Raw genomic sequence first — 15,153 nt, 5'->3', positions numbered from 1 at the left:
GTCAGGACATCCCAGGGAGGAGTTGGACGACTAGGTCGATGAGCTTGATGCCGATGAACGGCGCGATGATGCCGCCGAGGCCGTAGATCGTCAGGTTGCGGCTCAACAACTTCGACGCGTTGCTCGGCGTGTAGTTCACCCCGCGCAGCGAGAGCGGGATCAACGCCACGATGATGATCGCGTTGAAGATGACCGCGGACAGGATCGCCGACTGCGGGCTGTGCAGCCGCATGATGTTCAGCGCGTCCAGGCCGGGGAACAGCGCGATGAACAACGCGGGCAGGATCGCGAAGTACTTGGCGATGTCGTTGGCGATGGAGAAGGTGGTCAGCGCGCCGCGGGTGATGAGCAGCTGCTTGCCGATCTCGACGATCTCGATCAGCTTGGTCGGATCGGAGTCCAGATCGACCATATTGCCCGCTTCTTTGGCCGCCGAGGTGCCGGTGTTCATGGCGACGCCCACATCGGCCTGGGCCAGGGCGGGCGCGTCGTTGGTGCCGTCGCCGGTCATCGCGACCAGCCGCCCGCCGTCCTGCTCCTGCTTGATCAGCGCCAGCTTGTCCTCCGGCGTCGCCTCGGCGAGGAAGTCGTCCACGCCCGCTTCGTCGGCGATCGCCTTGGCGGTCAACGGGTTGTCGCCGGTGATCATGACGGTGCGGATGCCCATCCTGCGCATCTCGTCGAAGCGCTCCCGCATGCCCTGCTTGACGACGTCCTTGAGGTGGATGACGCCGAGCAGCCGGGCGGTGCCGTCCCTGAGCTCGCCGACGACCAGCGGTGTGCCACCGGAGGCCGAGACGCCGTCGACGATCGCACCGGCCTCGCTGGGCACCGTGCTCCCTTGTGCGCGAACCCATTCGATGACCGCACTGGCCGCGCCCTTGCGCAGCTGGTGCCCGTCGGCCAGGTCGACGCCCGACATGCGGGTCTGCGCGGTGAACTCCACCCAGGTCGCACCGGTCAGCTCGCCTGCGGTGCGCTCGCGTTTGTTGTACGCCTGCTTGGCGTAGACGACGATCGAGCGGCCCTCGGGTGTCTCGTCGGCGAGGCTGGACAGCTGGGCCGCGTCGGCCAGCTCGTCGGCCGAAATACCGGGCACCGGAACGAACTCCGAGGCCTGCCGGTTACCGAGGGTGATGGTGCCGGTCTTGTCCAGCAGCAGCGTGTTCACATCGCCGGCCGCCTCGACCGCGCGGCCGGACATGGCGAGCACATTGCGCTGCACCAGCCGGTCCATGCCCGCGATGCCGATGGCCGAGAGCAGCGCGCCGATGGTGGTCGGGATCAGGCAGACCAGCAGCGAGACCATGACGATGCCGGTGATGCCGTTGCCGTCCAGCGCCGACGTGTCCGGCACGCCAGGGTTGTTCGCCTTCGAGAAGATCGCCAGCGGCTGCAGGGTCACCACAGCGAAGACGAAGATGATGGTGAGCGAGGAAAGCAGGATGTTCAGCGCGATCTCATTGGGCGTCTTCTGCCTGCTCGCGCCCTCGACCAGGGCGATCATCTTGTCGATGAAGCTCTTGCCCGGCTCCTGGGTGATCTTGACGACGATCCGGTCGGACAGCACGGTGGTGCCGCCGGTGACCGCGGAACGGTCGCCGCCGGATTCCCGGATCACCGGCGCGGACTCCCCGGTGATGGCCGATTCGTCCACCGACGCAATGCCTTCCACCACGTCACCATCGCCGGGGATGACCTGCCCCGCCTCGACGACGACGTGGTCACCACGCTGCAACTCCGGCGCGGTGACGCCCTCCTCGACGATCGGCCCGCCTGGCGTCCAGTCGACCAAACGTCGTGCGACGGTGTCGGTCTTGGCTTTGCGCAGTGTGTCGGCCTGCGCCTTTCCGCGCCCCTCGGCCACCGCTTCGGCGAGATTGGCGAAGATGACGGTGAGCCAGAGCCACACCACGATGGCCCAGGCGAAGAAGGTGGGGTCGGCGATCGCGAGCACGGTCGCCCAGACCGCGCCGATCTCGACAATGAACATCACCGGGTTGCGCCACATGGTGCGCGGGTCGAGCTTGCGTACCGCCTCGGGCAACGAGGTGAGCAGCATCGTCGGGTCGAGCGCACCGCGCGCGACGCGCTTGTGTTCGGGCTGCTTCCTCGAATCGGTGAATTCGTCTGGGGTGCCGGTTATTTCGGTCGTTGGTGTGGGCCCACCCGTCGCCCGACCACCACCCCCCACGGAATCGCGATGCGATGCGGTTGTCATAGGTGAATCCCTTCAGCGAGCGGCCCGAGCGCGAGTGCGGGCAGGAAGGTGAGCGCGACCAGGATCACCGTCACACCGACGACCATGCCGACGAACTGTGGCCGGTGCGTCGGCAGCGTGCCGATCGACTCGGGAGTATTGCCCTGCTTGGCCAGCGACCCGGCGAGCGCGAGCACGAAGATGATCGGCAGGAACCGGCCGAACACCATGGCCAGACCCAGTGCGGTGTTGTACCACTCGGTGTTGCCGGTGAGGCCGGCGAACGCCGAGCCGTTGTTGTTCGCCGCGGAGGTGAACGCGTACAACACTTCCGAGAGTCCGTGCGGCCCGGAGTTCAGCATGCCCGCGCGTTGACCGGGCAGCGCCATGGCGATCGCGGTGCCTACCAACACGATCAGCGGGCTCACCAGGAAATACGAAGCGGCGAGCTTGATTTCGCGCGGGGTGATCTTCTTGCCGAGGTACTCCGGTGTGCGCCCGACCATCAGGCCCGCGATGAAGACGGTGATCACCGCCAGGATCAGCATGCCGTAGAGCCCGGAGCCGACGCCGCCCGGCGCGACCTCGCCGAGTTGCATGTTGAACATCGTCATCATGCCGCCGAGGCTGGTGTAGGAGTCGTGGAACGAGTCGACCGCGCCGGTGGACGTCAGCGTGGTCGCGCCCGAGAAGATCGCCGAATTCGCCACGCCGAACCGGGTTTCCACGCCCTCCATCGAGGCGCCGATGGCGGTGGGCACGGTGCCGTGATGGGCCAGCTGGAAGACATTGCTCAGCGTCACGCTGACGATCGCGATCGTGCCCATCACCGCGACGATGGCGACGCCCTGCTTCTTGCTGCCCACCATCCGGCCGAACGTGCGCGGCAGCGAGAAGCTGATCAGCAGGATGAGGAAGATCTCGAGCCAGTTCGTCCAGGTGGTGGGGTTCTCGAACGGGTGCGCGGAGTTCGCGTTGTAGAAGCCGCCGCCGTTGGTGCCGAGTTCCTTGATGACCTCCTGGCTGGCCACCGGCCCGCCGGGGACGGTCTGCTCGGTGCCGTTCAGCGTCTGCGCGACCTGGTCGTGCAGGTGGAAGTTCTGGATCACGCCACCGGCCACCAGCACGATCGCGAACACGAAGGCGATCGGCAGCAGGATGCGCAGGGTGCCACGCACCAGGTCCACCCAGAAGTTGCCGAGATCGCCGGTGTGCCTGCGGGCGAAGCCGCGCACCAGCGCGACCGCGACGGCCATGCCGACGGCCGCGGAGACGAAGTTCTGCACCGCGAGCCCGGCCATCTGCACCAGGTGCCCCTGGGTGGACTCACCGGAGTAGTTCTGCCAGTTCGTGTTCGTCACGAAGCTGACCGCGGTGTTCCAGGCCAGCGCGGGCGTCATCTCGGTGCCGGGGTCGTTCAGGTGCAGCGGCAGCCTGCCTTGCAGCAGCTGCAAGAAGAAGAGGAACAGGATGCTGACCGCGGAGAAAGCCAGCACGCTGCGGGCGTAGACGCCCCAGGTTTGCTCGACCTCGGGCTGGACCCCGATGGTCTTGTAGATAACGCGCTCGGCACGAGAGTGCTCGGTGTTGTTGTAGACCCGGTACATGTAGTCGCCGAGCGGTACATGGACCAGGGCGAGCGCGATGACCAGAGACGCCGCGAAGGCGATCCCCGCCGTTGTCGTGTTCACCTAGAACCTCTCGGGAAAAAGCAGCGCCGCGACCATGTAGACCGCGACGGCGATGGCGAGAACCAGACCGATCAGGTTCGCTATCACAGCTTTTCCACCCCACGCTGGATCAGGCCCAGCAGGGCGAAGATCGCCACGGTGAGCACCGTGAACACCACGACAGACATGTTGACCAACCTCCATCAAGCGCTCGTGTTGTGGAGCGCGCCTTGGCGAGTCAAGTCTTCGATCAGGCGCGTGCCGAGGTTCCTTACGACTCCTTTGCGCGCGAAACGGTTGCCTTTGCGTTTCGTTTACACCCCGGCCAGGGATAGCTGAAAGGATGCCGTCAAAGAGTGCGGCGATACCGTCAACACACCGTAAAGATCGGTCCGATCTCCCCGCGTGGAGGTAGTAGTGGAGAGCCGGCCAGGCGGACTCCTCCAGCGCAACCGGTTGTTCGCAGTGGTCACCCAGAGAGGAAAGTCATGTCGGCCGTCACCGTCGCCGTCATCATCGGGTTCGTGTGTTGTGCGCTGTTGATCCGCGCGCTGGGCGCCCGCCGCGACGAGCGGCAGGTGCCCGGCCTGGTCGTGGACGGGGACCGGACCCGCGTCGGGGAACCCGGTGCCTTCGATGTCCGGTGATCGGACGCAGCGCGCCGATCTGTCCCGCAGGTGCGCCGCGCCGGGGCCGCGACACGCAATGATGGACGAGTGAAACGCGGCCAACTACGCATCTACCTCGGCGCCGCGCCGGGAGTCGGTAAGACCTACGCCATGCTCGGCGAGGCGCACCGGCGGCTCGAGCGCGGCCGCGACGTGGTGGCTGCGGTGGTCGAGACGCACGGTCGAGCCAAGACCGCCGAACTGTTGCAGGGGATCGAGCGGATACCGCCCAAGATGCTCGAGTATCGCGGCACGCTGCTGCCCGAGCTCGATCTCGCGGCGGTGCTGCAGCGCGCGCCCGCGGTGGCGCTGGTCGACGAGCTCGCGCACACCAACGTTCCCGGTAGCAAGCACGAAAAGCGTTGGCAGGACGTCGAAGAGCTGCTCGCGGCGGGGATCGATGTGGTCTCCACGGTGAACGTGCAGCACCTGGAGAGCCTCAACGACGTGGTCGAGCAGATCACCGGCATTCAGCAGCAGGAGACCGTGCCGGACGCGGTGGTGCGCGGTGCGGATCAGGTCGAGCTCGTCGACATCACCCCGGAGGCCCTGCGCCGCAGGCTGTCTCACGGAAACGTCTACGCCGCCGACAAGGTCGACGCGGCGCTGCGTAACTACTTCCGCCCCGGAAATCTCACCGCGCTAAGGGAATTGGCGCTGCTGTGGCTCGCCGACCAGGTCGACGCGGCGCTGGCGAAGTACCGGGCCGACCACAAGATCACCGATCTGTGGGAGGCGCGGGAGCGGGTGGTGGTCGCGGTGACCGGCGGCCCGGAGTCCGAGACCGTGGTGCGCCGCGCCAGTCGCATCGCGACAAAGGCCAGTGCCGAGCTCGTGCTGGTGCATGTGGTGCGCGGCGACGGGCTGGCCGGCGTCTCCACCGAACGGCTGGCTCGGCTGCGCGAATTGGCCGCCAGCCTGGACGCCTCCCTGCACACGGTCACCGGTGACGACGTGCCCGCCACGCTGCTGGAGTTCGCGCGCGAGGTGAACGCGACCCAGCTGGTTCTCGGTACCTCGCGGCGGTCCCGATGGGCGCGCATGGTCGACGAGGGCATCGGGTCGGCGGTGGTGCAGCAGTCGGGCAAGATCGACGTGCACATGGTCACCCACGAGGAAGCACACCGTGGTCTGCGCCGCGGTTCGCTCATGCCGCGCCAGCCGATCCGCGCCTGGCTCGCCGCGGTGCTCGTGCCGCTGGTGGTGTGCGCGGTCTGTGCGGTGTTCCTCGACGGCTACCTCCAGCTCGGCGGTCTCAGCGCGGTGTTCTTCATCGGCGTCGTCGCCGTCGCGCTGCTGGGCGGCGTTGTCCCTGCGGCCTTTTCGGCGCTGCTGTCCGGGCTGCTGCTGAACTGGTTCTTCGCCGTTCCGCGCTACAGCCTGACCATCGCCGAGCCGGACAGCTTCGTCACGGTGGTGGTGTTGCTGTTCGTCGCGGTCGCGGTGGCGGCGCTGGTCGATACGGCGGCCAAGCAGACCCGCCAGGCGCGGCGGGCCTCGCAGGAGGCCGAACTGCTGACCTTGTTCGCCGGTGCCGTTCTGCACGGCGCGGACCTGCCCAACCTGCTCGAACAGGTCAGGGAGACCTACGGTTTGCGTGCGGTCAGCATGCTGTGCGGCGAGCAGGTGATCGCCGCGGTCGGCCAGAATTCGCCGCAGCGCGCCGCCGACGCCGAAACCGCCATTCAAGCAGGCGACGCGTCCAGCTGGCTGCTGCTGGCCGGACGCCCGCTGGCCTCGGCCGACCGGCCCGTACTCAACGCCGTCGCCAATCAGGCGGCCGGGCTGGTCCGTCAATCGCGACTCGCCGAGGAGGCCAGCGCCGCAGCGGCCCTGCTCGAGGCCGACCGGTTGCGCCGCGCGCTGCTTTCCGCGGTCAGCCACGACCTGCGCACGCCGCTGGCCGGGGCCAAGGCCGCCGTGTCCAGCCTGCGCAGCGACGACATCGAGTTCTCCGCCGAGGACACCACCGAACTGCTGGAAACCATCGAGGAATCGGTCGACCAGCTCACCGCGCTCGTCGGCAACCTGCTCGACTCGTCCCGGCTGGCCGTCGGGGTGGTGAAGCCGCAGCTGCAACGGGTGTACATGGACGAGGTGGTGCACCGGGCACTGGTCAGCGTCGGGATGGGCGCGCGCGGGCTGCGGCGCGCCGCGATGGATCGGGTAAAGGTGGAGGTCGGCGATGTCTCGGTCCGCGCCGACGCCGGGCTGCTGGAACGCGTGGTCGCCAACCTGATCGACAACGCCCTGCGGCACGCGCCGCGCGACACACCAGTACGGGTGACCGCCGAACGCGACGGCGACCGCGTGTCGATCGCGGTGGTCGATGTCGGCCCCGGGATCCCGCCGGGCACCGAGGAGCAACTCTTCGAGCCGTTCCAGCGGCTCGGCGACCGCGACAACACCACCGGCGTCGGGCTCGGCCTGTCGGTGGTGCGCGGATTCGTCGAGGCGATGGGCGGCACCGTGCACGCCGAACCGACCCCCGGCACAGGATTGACCATGATCGTGGACCTGCCTGCCGACGAAACGGGAGCGAGCAGTTGAAGATGGATACATCGACAGTCGGAGCCGCGCAGAACCGGACCACACAGGAAGCCGTGATGACCGACAAGAAACAGCAAGCCCCGGCGATCAAGGTGCTGGTGGTCGACGACGAACCACAGATCGTGCGTGCGTTGCGGATCAACCTGTCGGTCCGCGGCTACGAGGTGATCACCGCGGAGACCGGCGCGGGCGCGCTGCGGGCGGCCGCGGACAAACACCCCGACGTGGTGATTCTCGACCTCGGCCTGCCCGACATCGACGGCATCGAGGTGCTGGCCGGCCTGCGCGGCTGGACCTCCGCGCCGGTGATCGTGCTGTCGGCGCGCACCGACTCGGCGGACAAGGTCGAGGCGCTCGACGCGGGCGCCGACGACTACGTCACCAAGCCGTTCGGGATGGACGAGCTGCTCGCCAGGTTGCGGGCCGCGGTCCGGCGCGGGGCCGCCGACACCGACTCCGCCGATCCGGTGGTGGTGACCTCGTCGTTCACCGTCGATCTCGCCGCCAAGAAGGTGACCAAGAACGACCAGACCGTGCATCTCACGCCGACCGAGTGGGGGATGCTCGAGATGCTGGTGCGCAACAAGGGGAAGCTGGTGGGGCGCAAGGAGCTGCTGCGTGAGGTGTGGGGACCGGCGTATGCGACCGAAACCCATTACCTGCGAGTGTATTTGGCCCAGTTGCGGCGCAAGCTCGAGGATGATCCCTCGCACCCCAAGCATCTGCTGACCGAGGCGGGGATGGGGTACCGGTTCCAGGAGTAGGTACGGCTGCGGCCGACGCTCGGCGGGGCGTGGATGTGGTCCGGCCGCGGCGTGGGCCTGCCATCCGGCGTGCTGACCGGCCGCGCGCGGGCCCGCCGTCCGGCCAGCGGTGGACGGCGCGGGTCTGCCGGTCCGGCTGTGTTCGAGTGTCGGCACCGGGCCGACCGTCGGAATGCGGGATCGGCCTCGTCGCGTTGCCAGGCGTGAGCGAACTCCGACGACAATGGCAGGATCGAACCCATGGTTGAACAGACTCCCGCACAGGCACCGACCGAGCTATGGGTCGAGCGCACCGGTACGCGGGCCTACACCGGGCGCAGCTCGCGCGGCGCCGAGGTGCTGATCGCTTCGCAGGGCGTGCCAGGAGCTTTTACCCCCGGTGAGTTGCTGAAGATCGCACTGGCCGGTTGCTCGGGCCTCAGCGCGGATTTCTCGCTCTCCCGCAAACTCGGCGACTCCTTCGACGCGACCATCCGGGTGTCCGGTGACGCGGATCGGGAGAACGAGCTCTACCCGCAGTTGGAGGAGACCTTCGAGCTCGACCTCAGCGAGTTGGACCAGGAGGCGCGGGAGCGGTTGCTCGTCACCGTGCAGCGCGCCATCGACAAGGCGTGCACCGTCGGCCGGACGTTGCAGGCGGGGACGAAGGTGACGTTGTCCTTCGACGTCGAAGCCTGATGGGCGAATCCGACGAGCTCGTCCGGCTGAGCGCGTGGGTGCACGGCCGCGTCCAAGGGGTGGGTTTCCGCTGGTGGACGCGGTCGCGCGCACTGGAACTCGGGTTGACCGGCCACGCGACCAACGCGCGCGACGGCCGGGTGCACGTGGTCGCGGAGGGGCGGCGCGACGACTGCGCGCGGTTGCTCGAACTGCTACGTTCCGGAGATACACCTGGTCGGGTGACCTTGGTTGTGGAAAGCTGGGAGCCCGCGCGGGGTGATATGACCGGATTCGAGGAGCGGTAGTGGTGGGCCGGGATAGGACGAGGACTCGACAGTGAGCACGCACAATCCTGGCGACGAGCATCCGGGGAGCCAGCCGGACGAGTCCGCGGCGCAGCCGTCGGGGGCGCACGACGCGACCCCGTCCGGGCCCGGCGAATCCGCTACCGGCGACCCGAATCCGCCCGGCCCCACCCCCGGCCGGCCCACCGACCTTCCGGAGACGCCTGCACCGCCACGGCCGGGCAGCGTGCAGCGCCAAGAACCCGGCGTCACCCAGCCGCGCCCGCCGACGGTGGCCGAGGCGCGGGCCAGGGACAAGGCGCGTAAGCGGGCCGCCGAAGCACAGCGGGCCGCCGCCGCGGCGGAGGAAGCGAAGAAGCGCACGCGCAAGCGGGTAATGATCGGCGGTGTCGCGATCGTCGGCGTCGCCGCGCTGGTCGGCGGCGGGTACCTCGCCTACCGGGCGATCTCCGCGCCGGACAAGGTCACCGCGTCGTGCGTGAAGGTCGAGAACGGTCAGGAGATCGTGGTCGAGGACCGCTACTGCGGCGACGGACGCCCCGGCTTCGTCGGCGACGGCGTCATCAACCCCGGTCTGATCATCCTCGGCGGCGGGCCGCAGTACCGCTACTACTACGGCGGCACCCCCACCATCGGCAAGCCGCCCACGGGCGGTACCACCGTGAAACCCAAGAGCGCCGAGATAAAGACGAAGAGCGGCACCACCATTCAGCGCGGCGGGCTCGGCAGCAAGAGCACCGGCGGAGGATCGTAGTGCGGCGGATACGCAGTACGCCCCGACCGGACTGGCAGCAGATCACCGAGAGCCAGGGCCTGGTCTACGGTGTGCCCGGTCGCGATGCCAGCGGTCAGCCGCGGCCGTACTGGGACGAGTCGGTGCACTACGAGTTCGAGATGGACGAGATCCTCGCGCTCGAAGCCGATGTCGAGCTGCTGCACTCGATGTGCCTCAACGCGGTCGAACACGTCGTGCTCACCGAGCGGTTCAAGGATTTCGGTCTGCCCGAATGGAGTTGGGCACCGATCGCCGAATCCTGGCGGCGCAACGACCCTTACGTGTACGGGCGGTTCGACCTGCGCTACGACGCGCGTCGTCCGGCGAAACTGCTGGAGTACAACGCGGATACGCCGACCTCGCTGCTCGAGGCGGCGATCGTGCAGTGGCACTGGCTGACCGCGCTCTACCCCGGCGGCGATCAATGGAATTCGTTGCACGAGAAGCTCGTCGAGCGCTGGACCGAGCTGCGCGACACCCTGCCGACCGCCCAGCTGCACTTCAGCTGGTCCGGGGCCGACGCCACCGGCGAGGACAACGTCACCACTGCGTATATGCAGGAGACCGCCGCCGAGGCCGGGTTCGACACCATCGCGCTACCCATCGAAGAAGTCGGATTCGACACGGAGCTGGACCGTTTCGTCGATCTGGCGGAGGCGCCGATCGAGGCGATCTTCAAGCTCTACCCGTGGGAGTGGGCCCTCGACGACGACTTCGGTCAGCGGGTCGTCGGCAGTCTGCCGCAGACCATGTGGATCGAACCGCTGTGGAAGACGTTGCTCAGCAACAAGGCGATCCTCGCGATCCTGTGGGAGATGTATCCCGGGCATCCGAATCTGTTGCCCGCCTACCTAGATCAGCCCAACGAGCTCACCGAGTACATCCGTAAGCCGAAGCTGGGTCGCGAAGGCGCCAACATGACCATCGTCGGCGCCGGCCTGGAGACCGCCACCGGCGGTATCTACGGCGAAGAAGGCTACGTCTACCAATTGCTGGACCCGCTACCGGAGTTCGACGACATGCGTCCGGTACTGGGTGCCTGGATGGTCGGCGACACCGCGGCGGGGCTCGGCATCCGGGAGACCGCCGGACTCATCACCGACGACGGCTCGGCCTTCGTCCCGCACCGCATCGTCACCTCGTAGCCCGCACACACTCTTCGTAGCCACCACTTCCGGAAGGATCATGATGACCGCAGTCGCCCTCGAATCGGGGTACTGGAGCTCGCTCGGCGAGGGCGTAGGAGCCATCATCCTCTACGCCCTCATCGGTCTGGTCCTGATGCTCGTCGGGTTCTACGCCATCGACCTGACCACCCCCGGTCACCTGCGCAAGCTGGTCGTCGCGGGCAAGCCCAACGCGATCATCGTCACCGCCGCGGGCATGATCAGCATGGCCTTCATCGTCGTGCTCGCCATCCTCGCGGTCGGCAGCGGCGGCAAACTCTCCGAAGGCCTCATCGCCGCCCTCGTCTACGGCCTCGTCGGCATCATCGCCCAGGTGATCTCGGTCCGCGTCATCGAAAAGGCCCTCGGCATCGACATCGGCACCGCCCTGCACGCCGACACCTACACCACCGAAGTCCTGGTAGTAGCCGCCGCCCACTTCGCCCTCGGCCTCGTAGTAGCCTTCGCCATCCTCTGACCCCGCCACGAGTGGCCCACTCCATGGTGTGGCCCACTCGACGGTTGCCGCGAATCTGCTGCTGGAGCGATGCGGTCCCGCGCAAGGGCGGCCGCTCGTGGACAGCATCGCCGGATCGCGGATCGCGAACATGAAGGAGCTGCGGCCAGGGTCTACGGGGAAGAGCGAGATCCGGATACTGTTCGTCTTCGACCCCTGGAGATCGGCCATTCTGCGAGCTGAGGAGTCGCACCAATGACTACACAGCGTCGCTGGCGCGACACCGGACACCTCGAACGCGCAATCGACGCAGCGGCTGGGCCCGAAGGTTTCGAAGAAGGTGTCGAGCACCTGCAAGATCGCGCGCGGGGCTGGCCGCTTGCGGAACTGCGCAAGCATCGTGGCCTCAGCCAGAAGCAGGTGGCGGAACAGATGGGTGTGTCCGTGGTCAGGGTGTCGCAGATCGAGCAGGGTGAGGTGTCCACTCGGGACGTGCTGGATCGGTATGTATCCGCGCTCGGCGGTGTGCTGAAGCTCGTCGCCGACTTCGGCGACGAGCAACTTCGGGTGGGGTGACCGAGACCCGTTGGGGCGCCGTGGGTGGCACATGACGATGGGGCCGCTCGACGTTTGCCGCCGTCATGTGCCGCTCACTGGTGCGGTCAGGGTGTGCTGGGCTGTCGTGTCGGGGTGAAGAGGGTGAGTGTGGTGGCGGCTGCGGCGAGTGCTGCGCTGGTCCATAGGGCGGATGTGGTTGTGCCCGTTGTGCTGATGGCTAGGCCTGCGATGGCCGGGCCGAGGGCGGCACCGATGTTGAAGGCGGCGGTGGCGAAGGCGCCGCTCAGGTGGGGGGCGGTTGGTGTTGCGGTGGTGATGATGCGGCCGATCACGGTGGAACCGACGGCGAAGGATGTGGCACCGCTGATTGTTGCCATGACCAGCAGGGCGGGTAGGTAGGCGGCGAGCAGTGCGGTGGTGGTCCAGATGATCAGCAGCGCAACCGATCCGGTTGTGAGGATGACGTGCGCGGATCGATCGGCATAGGTACCGGCGAGTGTGACACCGGCGAAAGATCCGATTCCGAAGAGCGCGAGCATAATCGGCACCCACCCCGGTCCTGCTTCGCTGACATTGGTCGTGATCACCGCGAGATAGGTGAAAGCGGCGAAGGTCGCCGCGTTCACCACGGCGCCGAGCATCAGCACGACCCGCACCTGCGGCAGGCCTAGCGTGCGCCACTCGCCCCAGAGCGAAATCCCCTCGGCCGCTTCCGATTTACCGGATTCCGTGCGAACCAGCGCCCACGTGCCTATCAGGGCGGGCACGCTCACGACGACGACTGCCCAGAAGGCCGATCGCCAGCCGAGTACCTGACCGAGGACCGCGCCGCCGGGGACGCCGGCAATGCAGGCCAGCGTCACTCCGGACAGGATGATGGAGGTCGCGCGACCGACCCGATGGGGGCCGGCGAGGGCGGGTAGCGCGGCGAGCGCGACCGCGAGGAACCCGGCGTTCGCCAGCGCCGCGACTACGCGGGTGGCGAGCAGCACGCCGAAGGTGCTGGTGAGCGCGCCGACGATGTGCGCGGCAATGAACAACGACAAGCATCCGGTCAGCGCGTACCGGGTCGGCCAACGCCCCGCGACCATCGCCATCAGCGGCGCGCCGACGATCATGCCGACGGCGAACAGCGACGTCAGTAACCCGGCCGAGCCGAGCGACACTCCGACATCCGCGGCGACGGGCTCGAGCAGCCCCGACAACATGAATTCCGATGTCCCCTGCGCGAATACGGCGACACCCAAGACGAAAATGACAACAGGCATGCAAAGACTCCCAGACTCTGTTCGACACCACGCCGCCCTCCGGCGCGCGCGGCGGCAACGGAGGGAGGCAGAGCAGAAGTCGCCCCAGTGGGACGACGCTCAGGGCCGAACGACCGGGTCGGCAGGTCGATTCGCGCATGGCGAGGGACGCCACCTGGTCGTTCGACAGGTGGCTAGCGTCTGGACGCCTCGGGAGAAGTCACGCCGGGCACCATAGCAACGGCACGGTGGGTGACGGCAAGGGAATTAGTGGCCGCGGGCGATCCAGTCGGCGAGCGAAGGCTTTTCGGCGCCGATGGTGGTGGTGTCGCCGTGGCCGGTGTGGACGGTGGTTTCGTCGGGGAGGGTGAGCAGGCGGTCGCGGATCGAGGCGATGATGGTGTCGAAGTCGGAGTAGGAGCGGCCGGTGGCGCCGGGGCCGCCGGAGAACAGGGTGTCGCCGGTGAAGAGGGCGGCGGCCTCGGGGAGGTGCAGGGAGACCGAGCCGGGGGAGTGGCCGGGGGTGTGCAGGATGTCGATGTCGGTGTCGCCCACGGTGATTCGAGGGGTGTCGGCCAGCGAGCGGTAGTCGACGTCGGGGTGGGTCATCCGCCACAGCGGGTCGTCGGCGGGGTGCAGCAGGATGGGGGCGTCGAGCCGGGTGCTCAATTCCGGTGCGACGGTGACGTGGTCGTTGTGGCCGTGCGTGCACAGGATGGCGACGACGTTGCGGCTGCCGACCGCCTCGGCGATCGCGTCCGCATTGTGCGCGGCGTCGATGACGAGGACGTCGTGCTCGTCGCCGATGAGCCAGACGTTGTTGTCCACATCCCAGGTGCCGCCGTCGAGGGAGAAGGTGCCGGAGGTGACGACGCGGTCGATGTTCGTCACAGGACCACCACCGAGCGGAGCACATCGCCGGAGTGCATCGCGGCGAACGCCGCCTCCACCTGGTCGAGGGAGATGCGTTCGGTGACAAAGCGTTCCAGCGGCAGGCGGCCTTGCAGGTGCAGGTCGACCAGGGTGGGGAAGTCGCGCTCGGGCAGGCAGTCGCCGTACCAGGAGGACTTCAGCGCGCCGCCGCGGGAGAACAGGTCGATGAGCGGCAGGTCGAGCGTCATGTCCGGCGTGGGGACGCCGACCAGTACCACGGTGCCCGCGAGATCGCGGGCGTAGAACGCCTGCTTCCAGGTTTCCGGGCGGCCGACCGCCTCGATGACGACGTCGGCGCCGAAGCCGTCGGTGTACTCCTGGATCTTCTCGACCACGTCCTCGCTGGTCGCGTCGACGGTGTGGGTGGCGCCGAAATCGGTGGCCCAGTCCAGCTTCTGCTTGTCCCGGTCGACCGCGATGATGGTCTTCGCGCCGGCCAGCCGCGCGCCGGCGATGGCGGCATCGCCGACACCGCCGCAGCCGATCACCGCGACGGTGTCGCCGCGGGACACGTTGCCGGTGTTCATCGCCGCGCCGATGCCGGCCATCACGCCGCAGCCGAGCAGGCCGGCGACCGCGGGGTCGGCGGCGGGATCGACCTTGGTGCACTGTCCTTCGTGCACCAGCGTCTTGTCGACGAAGGCGCCGATGCCGAGCGCGGGGCTCAGTTCGGTGCCGTCGGTGAGGGTCATCTTCTTGCTCGCGTTGTTGCTCGCGAAGCAGTACCAGGGACGGCCGCGCTTACAGGCGCGACACTCGCCGCAGACGGCACGCCAGTTCAGGACCACGTAGTCGCCGACCTCGACGTGGGTGACCGCCTCGCCGACGGTTTCGACGAGGCCCGCGGCCTCGTGCCCGAGCAGGAACGGGAACTCGTCGTTGATGCCGCCCTCGCGGTAATGCAGGTCGGTGTGGCAGACGCCGCAGGCCTGCACCCGCACCACCACGTCGTGCGGGCCGGGATCGGGGACCACCACGTCGACGATCTCGACCGGCGCGCCTTTGCTGCGGGCGATGACACCGCGCACGGTTTCCGACACCTATGCCTCCTAGGAGATTTCGTCGACGCGGACCTTGTGCGCCCGCGAGCTGAGCACCGTCCATACTGCCGCGCTCGGCACAGCGGCACCACCGCCGGGTGGCCTCGAACGCCCGAAGGGTTGACATTCCACAGTGGAGGGTTCATGCTTGAATATATTC

16 protein-coding genes and 1 pseudogene are annotated in these 15,153 nt (G+C 67.9%); 10 read left to right on the top strand and 7 right to left on the bottom strand.

Features of this window, described 5'->3' with window-relative positions; translation table 11 throughout:
• Position 1: 1 nt before the first annotated feature.
• From kdpB to ACIHA7_RS34985, 4 genes are all read right to left on the bottom strand, one after another.
• Positions 2-2,062, bottom strand: coding sequence for a potassium-transporting ATPase subunit KdpB (gene kdpB, locus ACIHA7_RS35000; protein WP_397295958.1), 2,061 nt, complete (start codon positions 2,060-2,062; stop codon positions 2-4).
• Between the two features lie 155 nt (positions 2,063-2,217).
• Positions 2,218-3,891: a potassium-transporting ATPase subunit KdpA gene (gene kdpA, locus ACIHA7_RS34995; RefSeq protein WP_397295663.1), complete on the bottom strand. Its 1,674-nt coding sequence runs from the start codon at positions 3,889-3,891 to the stop codon at positions 2,218-2,220.
• Complete coding sequence (locus tag ACIHA7_RS34990; protein ID WP_234391429.1) at positions 3,892-3,978, bottom strand: potassium-transporting ATPase subunit F; 87 nt, start codon at positions 3,976-3,978, stop codon at positions 3,892-3,894.
• On the bottom strand, positions 3,975-4,058 hold the full coding sequence (locus tag ACIHA7_RS34985) for a potassium-transporting ATPase (RefSeq protein WP_067449012.1): 84 nt from the start codon (positions 4,056-4,058) through the stop codon (positions 3,975-3,977). Before ACIHA7_RS34985 ends, ACIHA7_RS34990 begins: the two co-directional genes overlap by 4 nt.
• 300 nt (positions 4,059-4,358) lie before the next feature.
• Here ACIHA7_RS34985 and ACIHA7_RS34980 point away from each other — a divergent pair, with 300 nt between their 5' ends.
• The 10 genes and pseudogenes from ACIHA7_RS34980 (at position 4,359) to ACIHA7_RS34935 (ending at position 11,791) form a co-directional block, all read left to right on the top strand.
• Positions 4,359-4,517, top strand: a complete 159-nt coding sequence (locus ACIHA7_RS34980; protein WP_397295662.1) for a hypothetical protein — start codon at positions 4,359-4,361, stop codon at positions 4,515-4,517.
• Positions 4,518-4,586: 69 nt separating this feature from the next.
• Positions 4,587-7,088 (top strand): ATP-binding protein, encoded by a 2,502-nt coding sequence (locus ACIHA7_RS34975; protein WP_397295661.1) that lies wholly within the window; start codon positions 4,587-4,589, stop codon positions 7,086-7,088.
• A 56-nt stretch (positions 7,089-7,144) separates the two neighbouring features.
• A complete protein-coding gene (locus ACIHA7_RS34970) occupies positions 7,145-7,852 on the top strand; it encodes a response regulator (protein WP_397295659.1) in 708 nt (235 codons plus the stop codon).
• A gap of 240 nt (positions 7,853-8,092) precedes the next feature.
• Positions 8,093-8,530 carry an OsmC family protein gene (locus tag ACIHA7_RS34965; RefSeq protein ID WP_107658411.1) on the top strand — a complete coding sequence of 146 codons (438 nt, stop codon included), beginning with the start codon at positions 8,093-8,095 and terminating at the stop codon, positions 8,528-8,530.
• Complete coding sequence (locus tag ACIHA7_RS34960; protein ID WP_397295657.1) at positions 8,530-8,817, top strand: acylphosphatase; 288 nt, start codon at positions 8,530-8,532, stop codon at positions 8,815-8,817. The genes ACIHA7_RS34965 and ACIHA7_RS34960 overlap by 1 nt, the downstream gene beginning before the upstream one ends.
• Before the next feature lie 31 nt (positions 8,818-8,848).
• Entirely contained in the window at positions 8,849-9,571 is a 723-nt protein-coding gene (locus tag ACIHA7_RS34955) for a hypothetical protein (RefSeq protein ID WP_397295655.1), read from the top strand.
• On the top strand, positions 9,571-10,737 hold the full coding sequence (locus ACIHA7_RS34950) for a glutathionylspermidine synthase family protein (RefSeq protein WP_397295653.1): 1,167 nt from the start codon (positions 9,571-9,573) through the stop codon (positions 10,735-10,737). Before ACIHA7_RS34955 ends, ACIHA7_RS34950 begins: the two co-directional genes overlap by 1 nt.
• Positions 10,738-10,780: 43 nt before the next feature.
• Positions 10,781-11,236 carry a DUF350 domain-containing protein gene (locus tag ACIHA7_RS34945; RefSeq protein ID WP_397295652.1) on the top strand — a complete coding sequence of 152 codons (456 nt, stop codon included), beginning with the start codon at positions 10,781-10,783 and terminating at the stop codon, positions 11,234-11,236.
• Between the two features lie 28 nt (positions 11,237-11,264).
• Positions 11,265-11,456 (top strand): annotated as a pseudogene (locus tag ACIHA7_RS34940) (type II toxin-antitoxin system RelE/ParE family toxin); the annotation flags it as partial.
• Positions 11,457-11,470: 14 nt separating this feature from the next.
• Positions 11,471-11,791 carry a helix-turn-helix domain-containing protein gene (locus ACIHA7_RS34935; RefSeq protein WP_397295650.1) on the top strand — a complete coding sequence of 107 codons (321 nt, stop codon included), beginning with the start codon at positions 11,471-11,473 and terminating at the stop codon, positions 11,789-11,791.
• A gap of 86 nt (positions 11,792-11,877) precedes the next feature.
• Here the strand turns inward: ACIHA7_RS34935 and ACIHA7_RS34930 are convergent, their stop codons facing one another.
• The 3 genes from ACIHA7_RS34930 to ACIHA7_RS34920 all read right to left on the bottom strand — a co-directional run bounded on the left by ACIHA7_RS34930 (position 11,878) and on the right by ACIHA7_RS34920 (position 14,993).
• A complete protein-coding gene (locus tag ACIHA7_RS34930) occupies positions 11,878-13,041 on the bottom strand; it encodes a Cmx/CmrA family chloramphenicol efflux MFS transporter (RefSeq protein WP_397295648.1) in 1,164 nt (387 codons plus the stop codon).
• A 246-nt stretch (positions 13,042-13,287) separates the two neighbouring features.
• Positions 13,288-13,911 (bottom strand): MBL fold metallo-hydrolase, encoded by a 624-nt coding sequence (locus tag ACIHA7_RS34925; protein ID WP_397295646.1) that lies wholly within the window; start codon positions 13,909-13,911, stop codon positions 13,288-13,290.
• Positions 13,908-14,993: an S-(hydroxymethyl)mycothiol dehydrogenase gene (locus ACIHA7_RS34920; RefSeq protein WP_397295644.1), complete on the bottom strand. Its 1,086-nt coding sequence runs from the start codon at positions 14,991-14,993 to the stop codon at positions 13,908-13,910. Before ACIHA7_RS34920 ends, ACIHA7_RS34925 begins: the two co-directional genes overlap by 4 nt.
• Positions 14,994-15,153 lie beyond the last annotated feature (160 nt).

Source organism: Nocardia sp. NPDC052316, assembly GCF_044547795.1.
GTDB lineage: Bacteria > Actinomycetota > Actinomycetes > Mycobacteriales > Mycobacteriaceae > Nocardia.
This window is presented reverse-complemented; position numbering and strand designations above follow the sequence as displayed.

Coding starts and splice junctions, on each gene's coding strand:
- kdpB (WP_397295958.1), bottom strand. CDS start 2,062: ATGCTGCTCACCTCGTTGCCCGAGGCGGTACGCAAGCTCGACCCGCGC.
- ACIHA7_RS34985 (WP_067449012.1), bottom strand. CDS start 4,058: ATGTCTGTCGTGGTGTTCACGGTGCTCACCGTGGCGATCTTCGCCCTG.
- ACIHA7_RS34980 (WP_397295662.1), top strand. CDS start 4,359: ATGTCGGCCGTCACCGTCGCCGTCATCATCGGGTTCGTGTGTTGTGCG.
- ACIHA7_RS34970 (WP_397295659.1), top strand. CDS start 7,145: ATGACCGACAAGAAACAGCAAGCCCCGGCGATCAAGGTGCTGGTGGTC.
- ACIHA7_RS34965 (WP_107658411.1), top strand. CDS start 8,093: ATGGTTGAACAGACTCCCGCACAGGCACCGACCGAGCTATGGGTCGAG.
- ACIHA7_RS34960 (WP_397295657.1), top strand. CDS start 8,530: ATGGGCGAATCCGACGAGCTCGTCCGGCTGAGCGCGTGGGTGCACGGC.
- ACIHA7_RS34945 (WP_397295652.1), top strand. CDS start 10,781: ATGACCGCAGTCGCCCTCGAATCGGGGTACTGGAGCTCGCTCGGCGAG.
- ACIHA7_RS34935 (WP_397295650.1), top strand. CDS start 11,471: ATGACTACACAGCGTCGCTGGCGCGACACCGGACACCTCGAACGCGCA.
- ACIHA7_RS34930 (WP_397295648.1), bottom strand. CDS start 13,041: ATGCCTGTTGTCATTTTCGTCTTGGGTGTCGCCGTATTCGCGCAGGGG.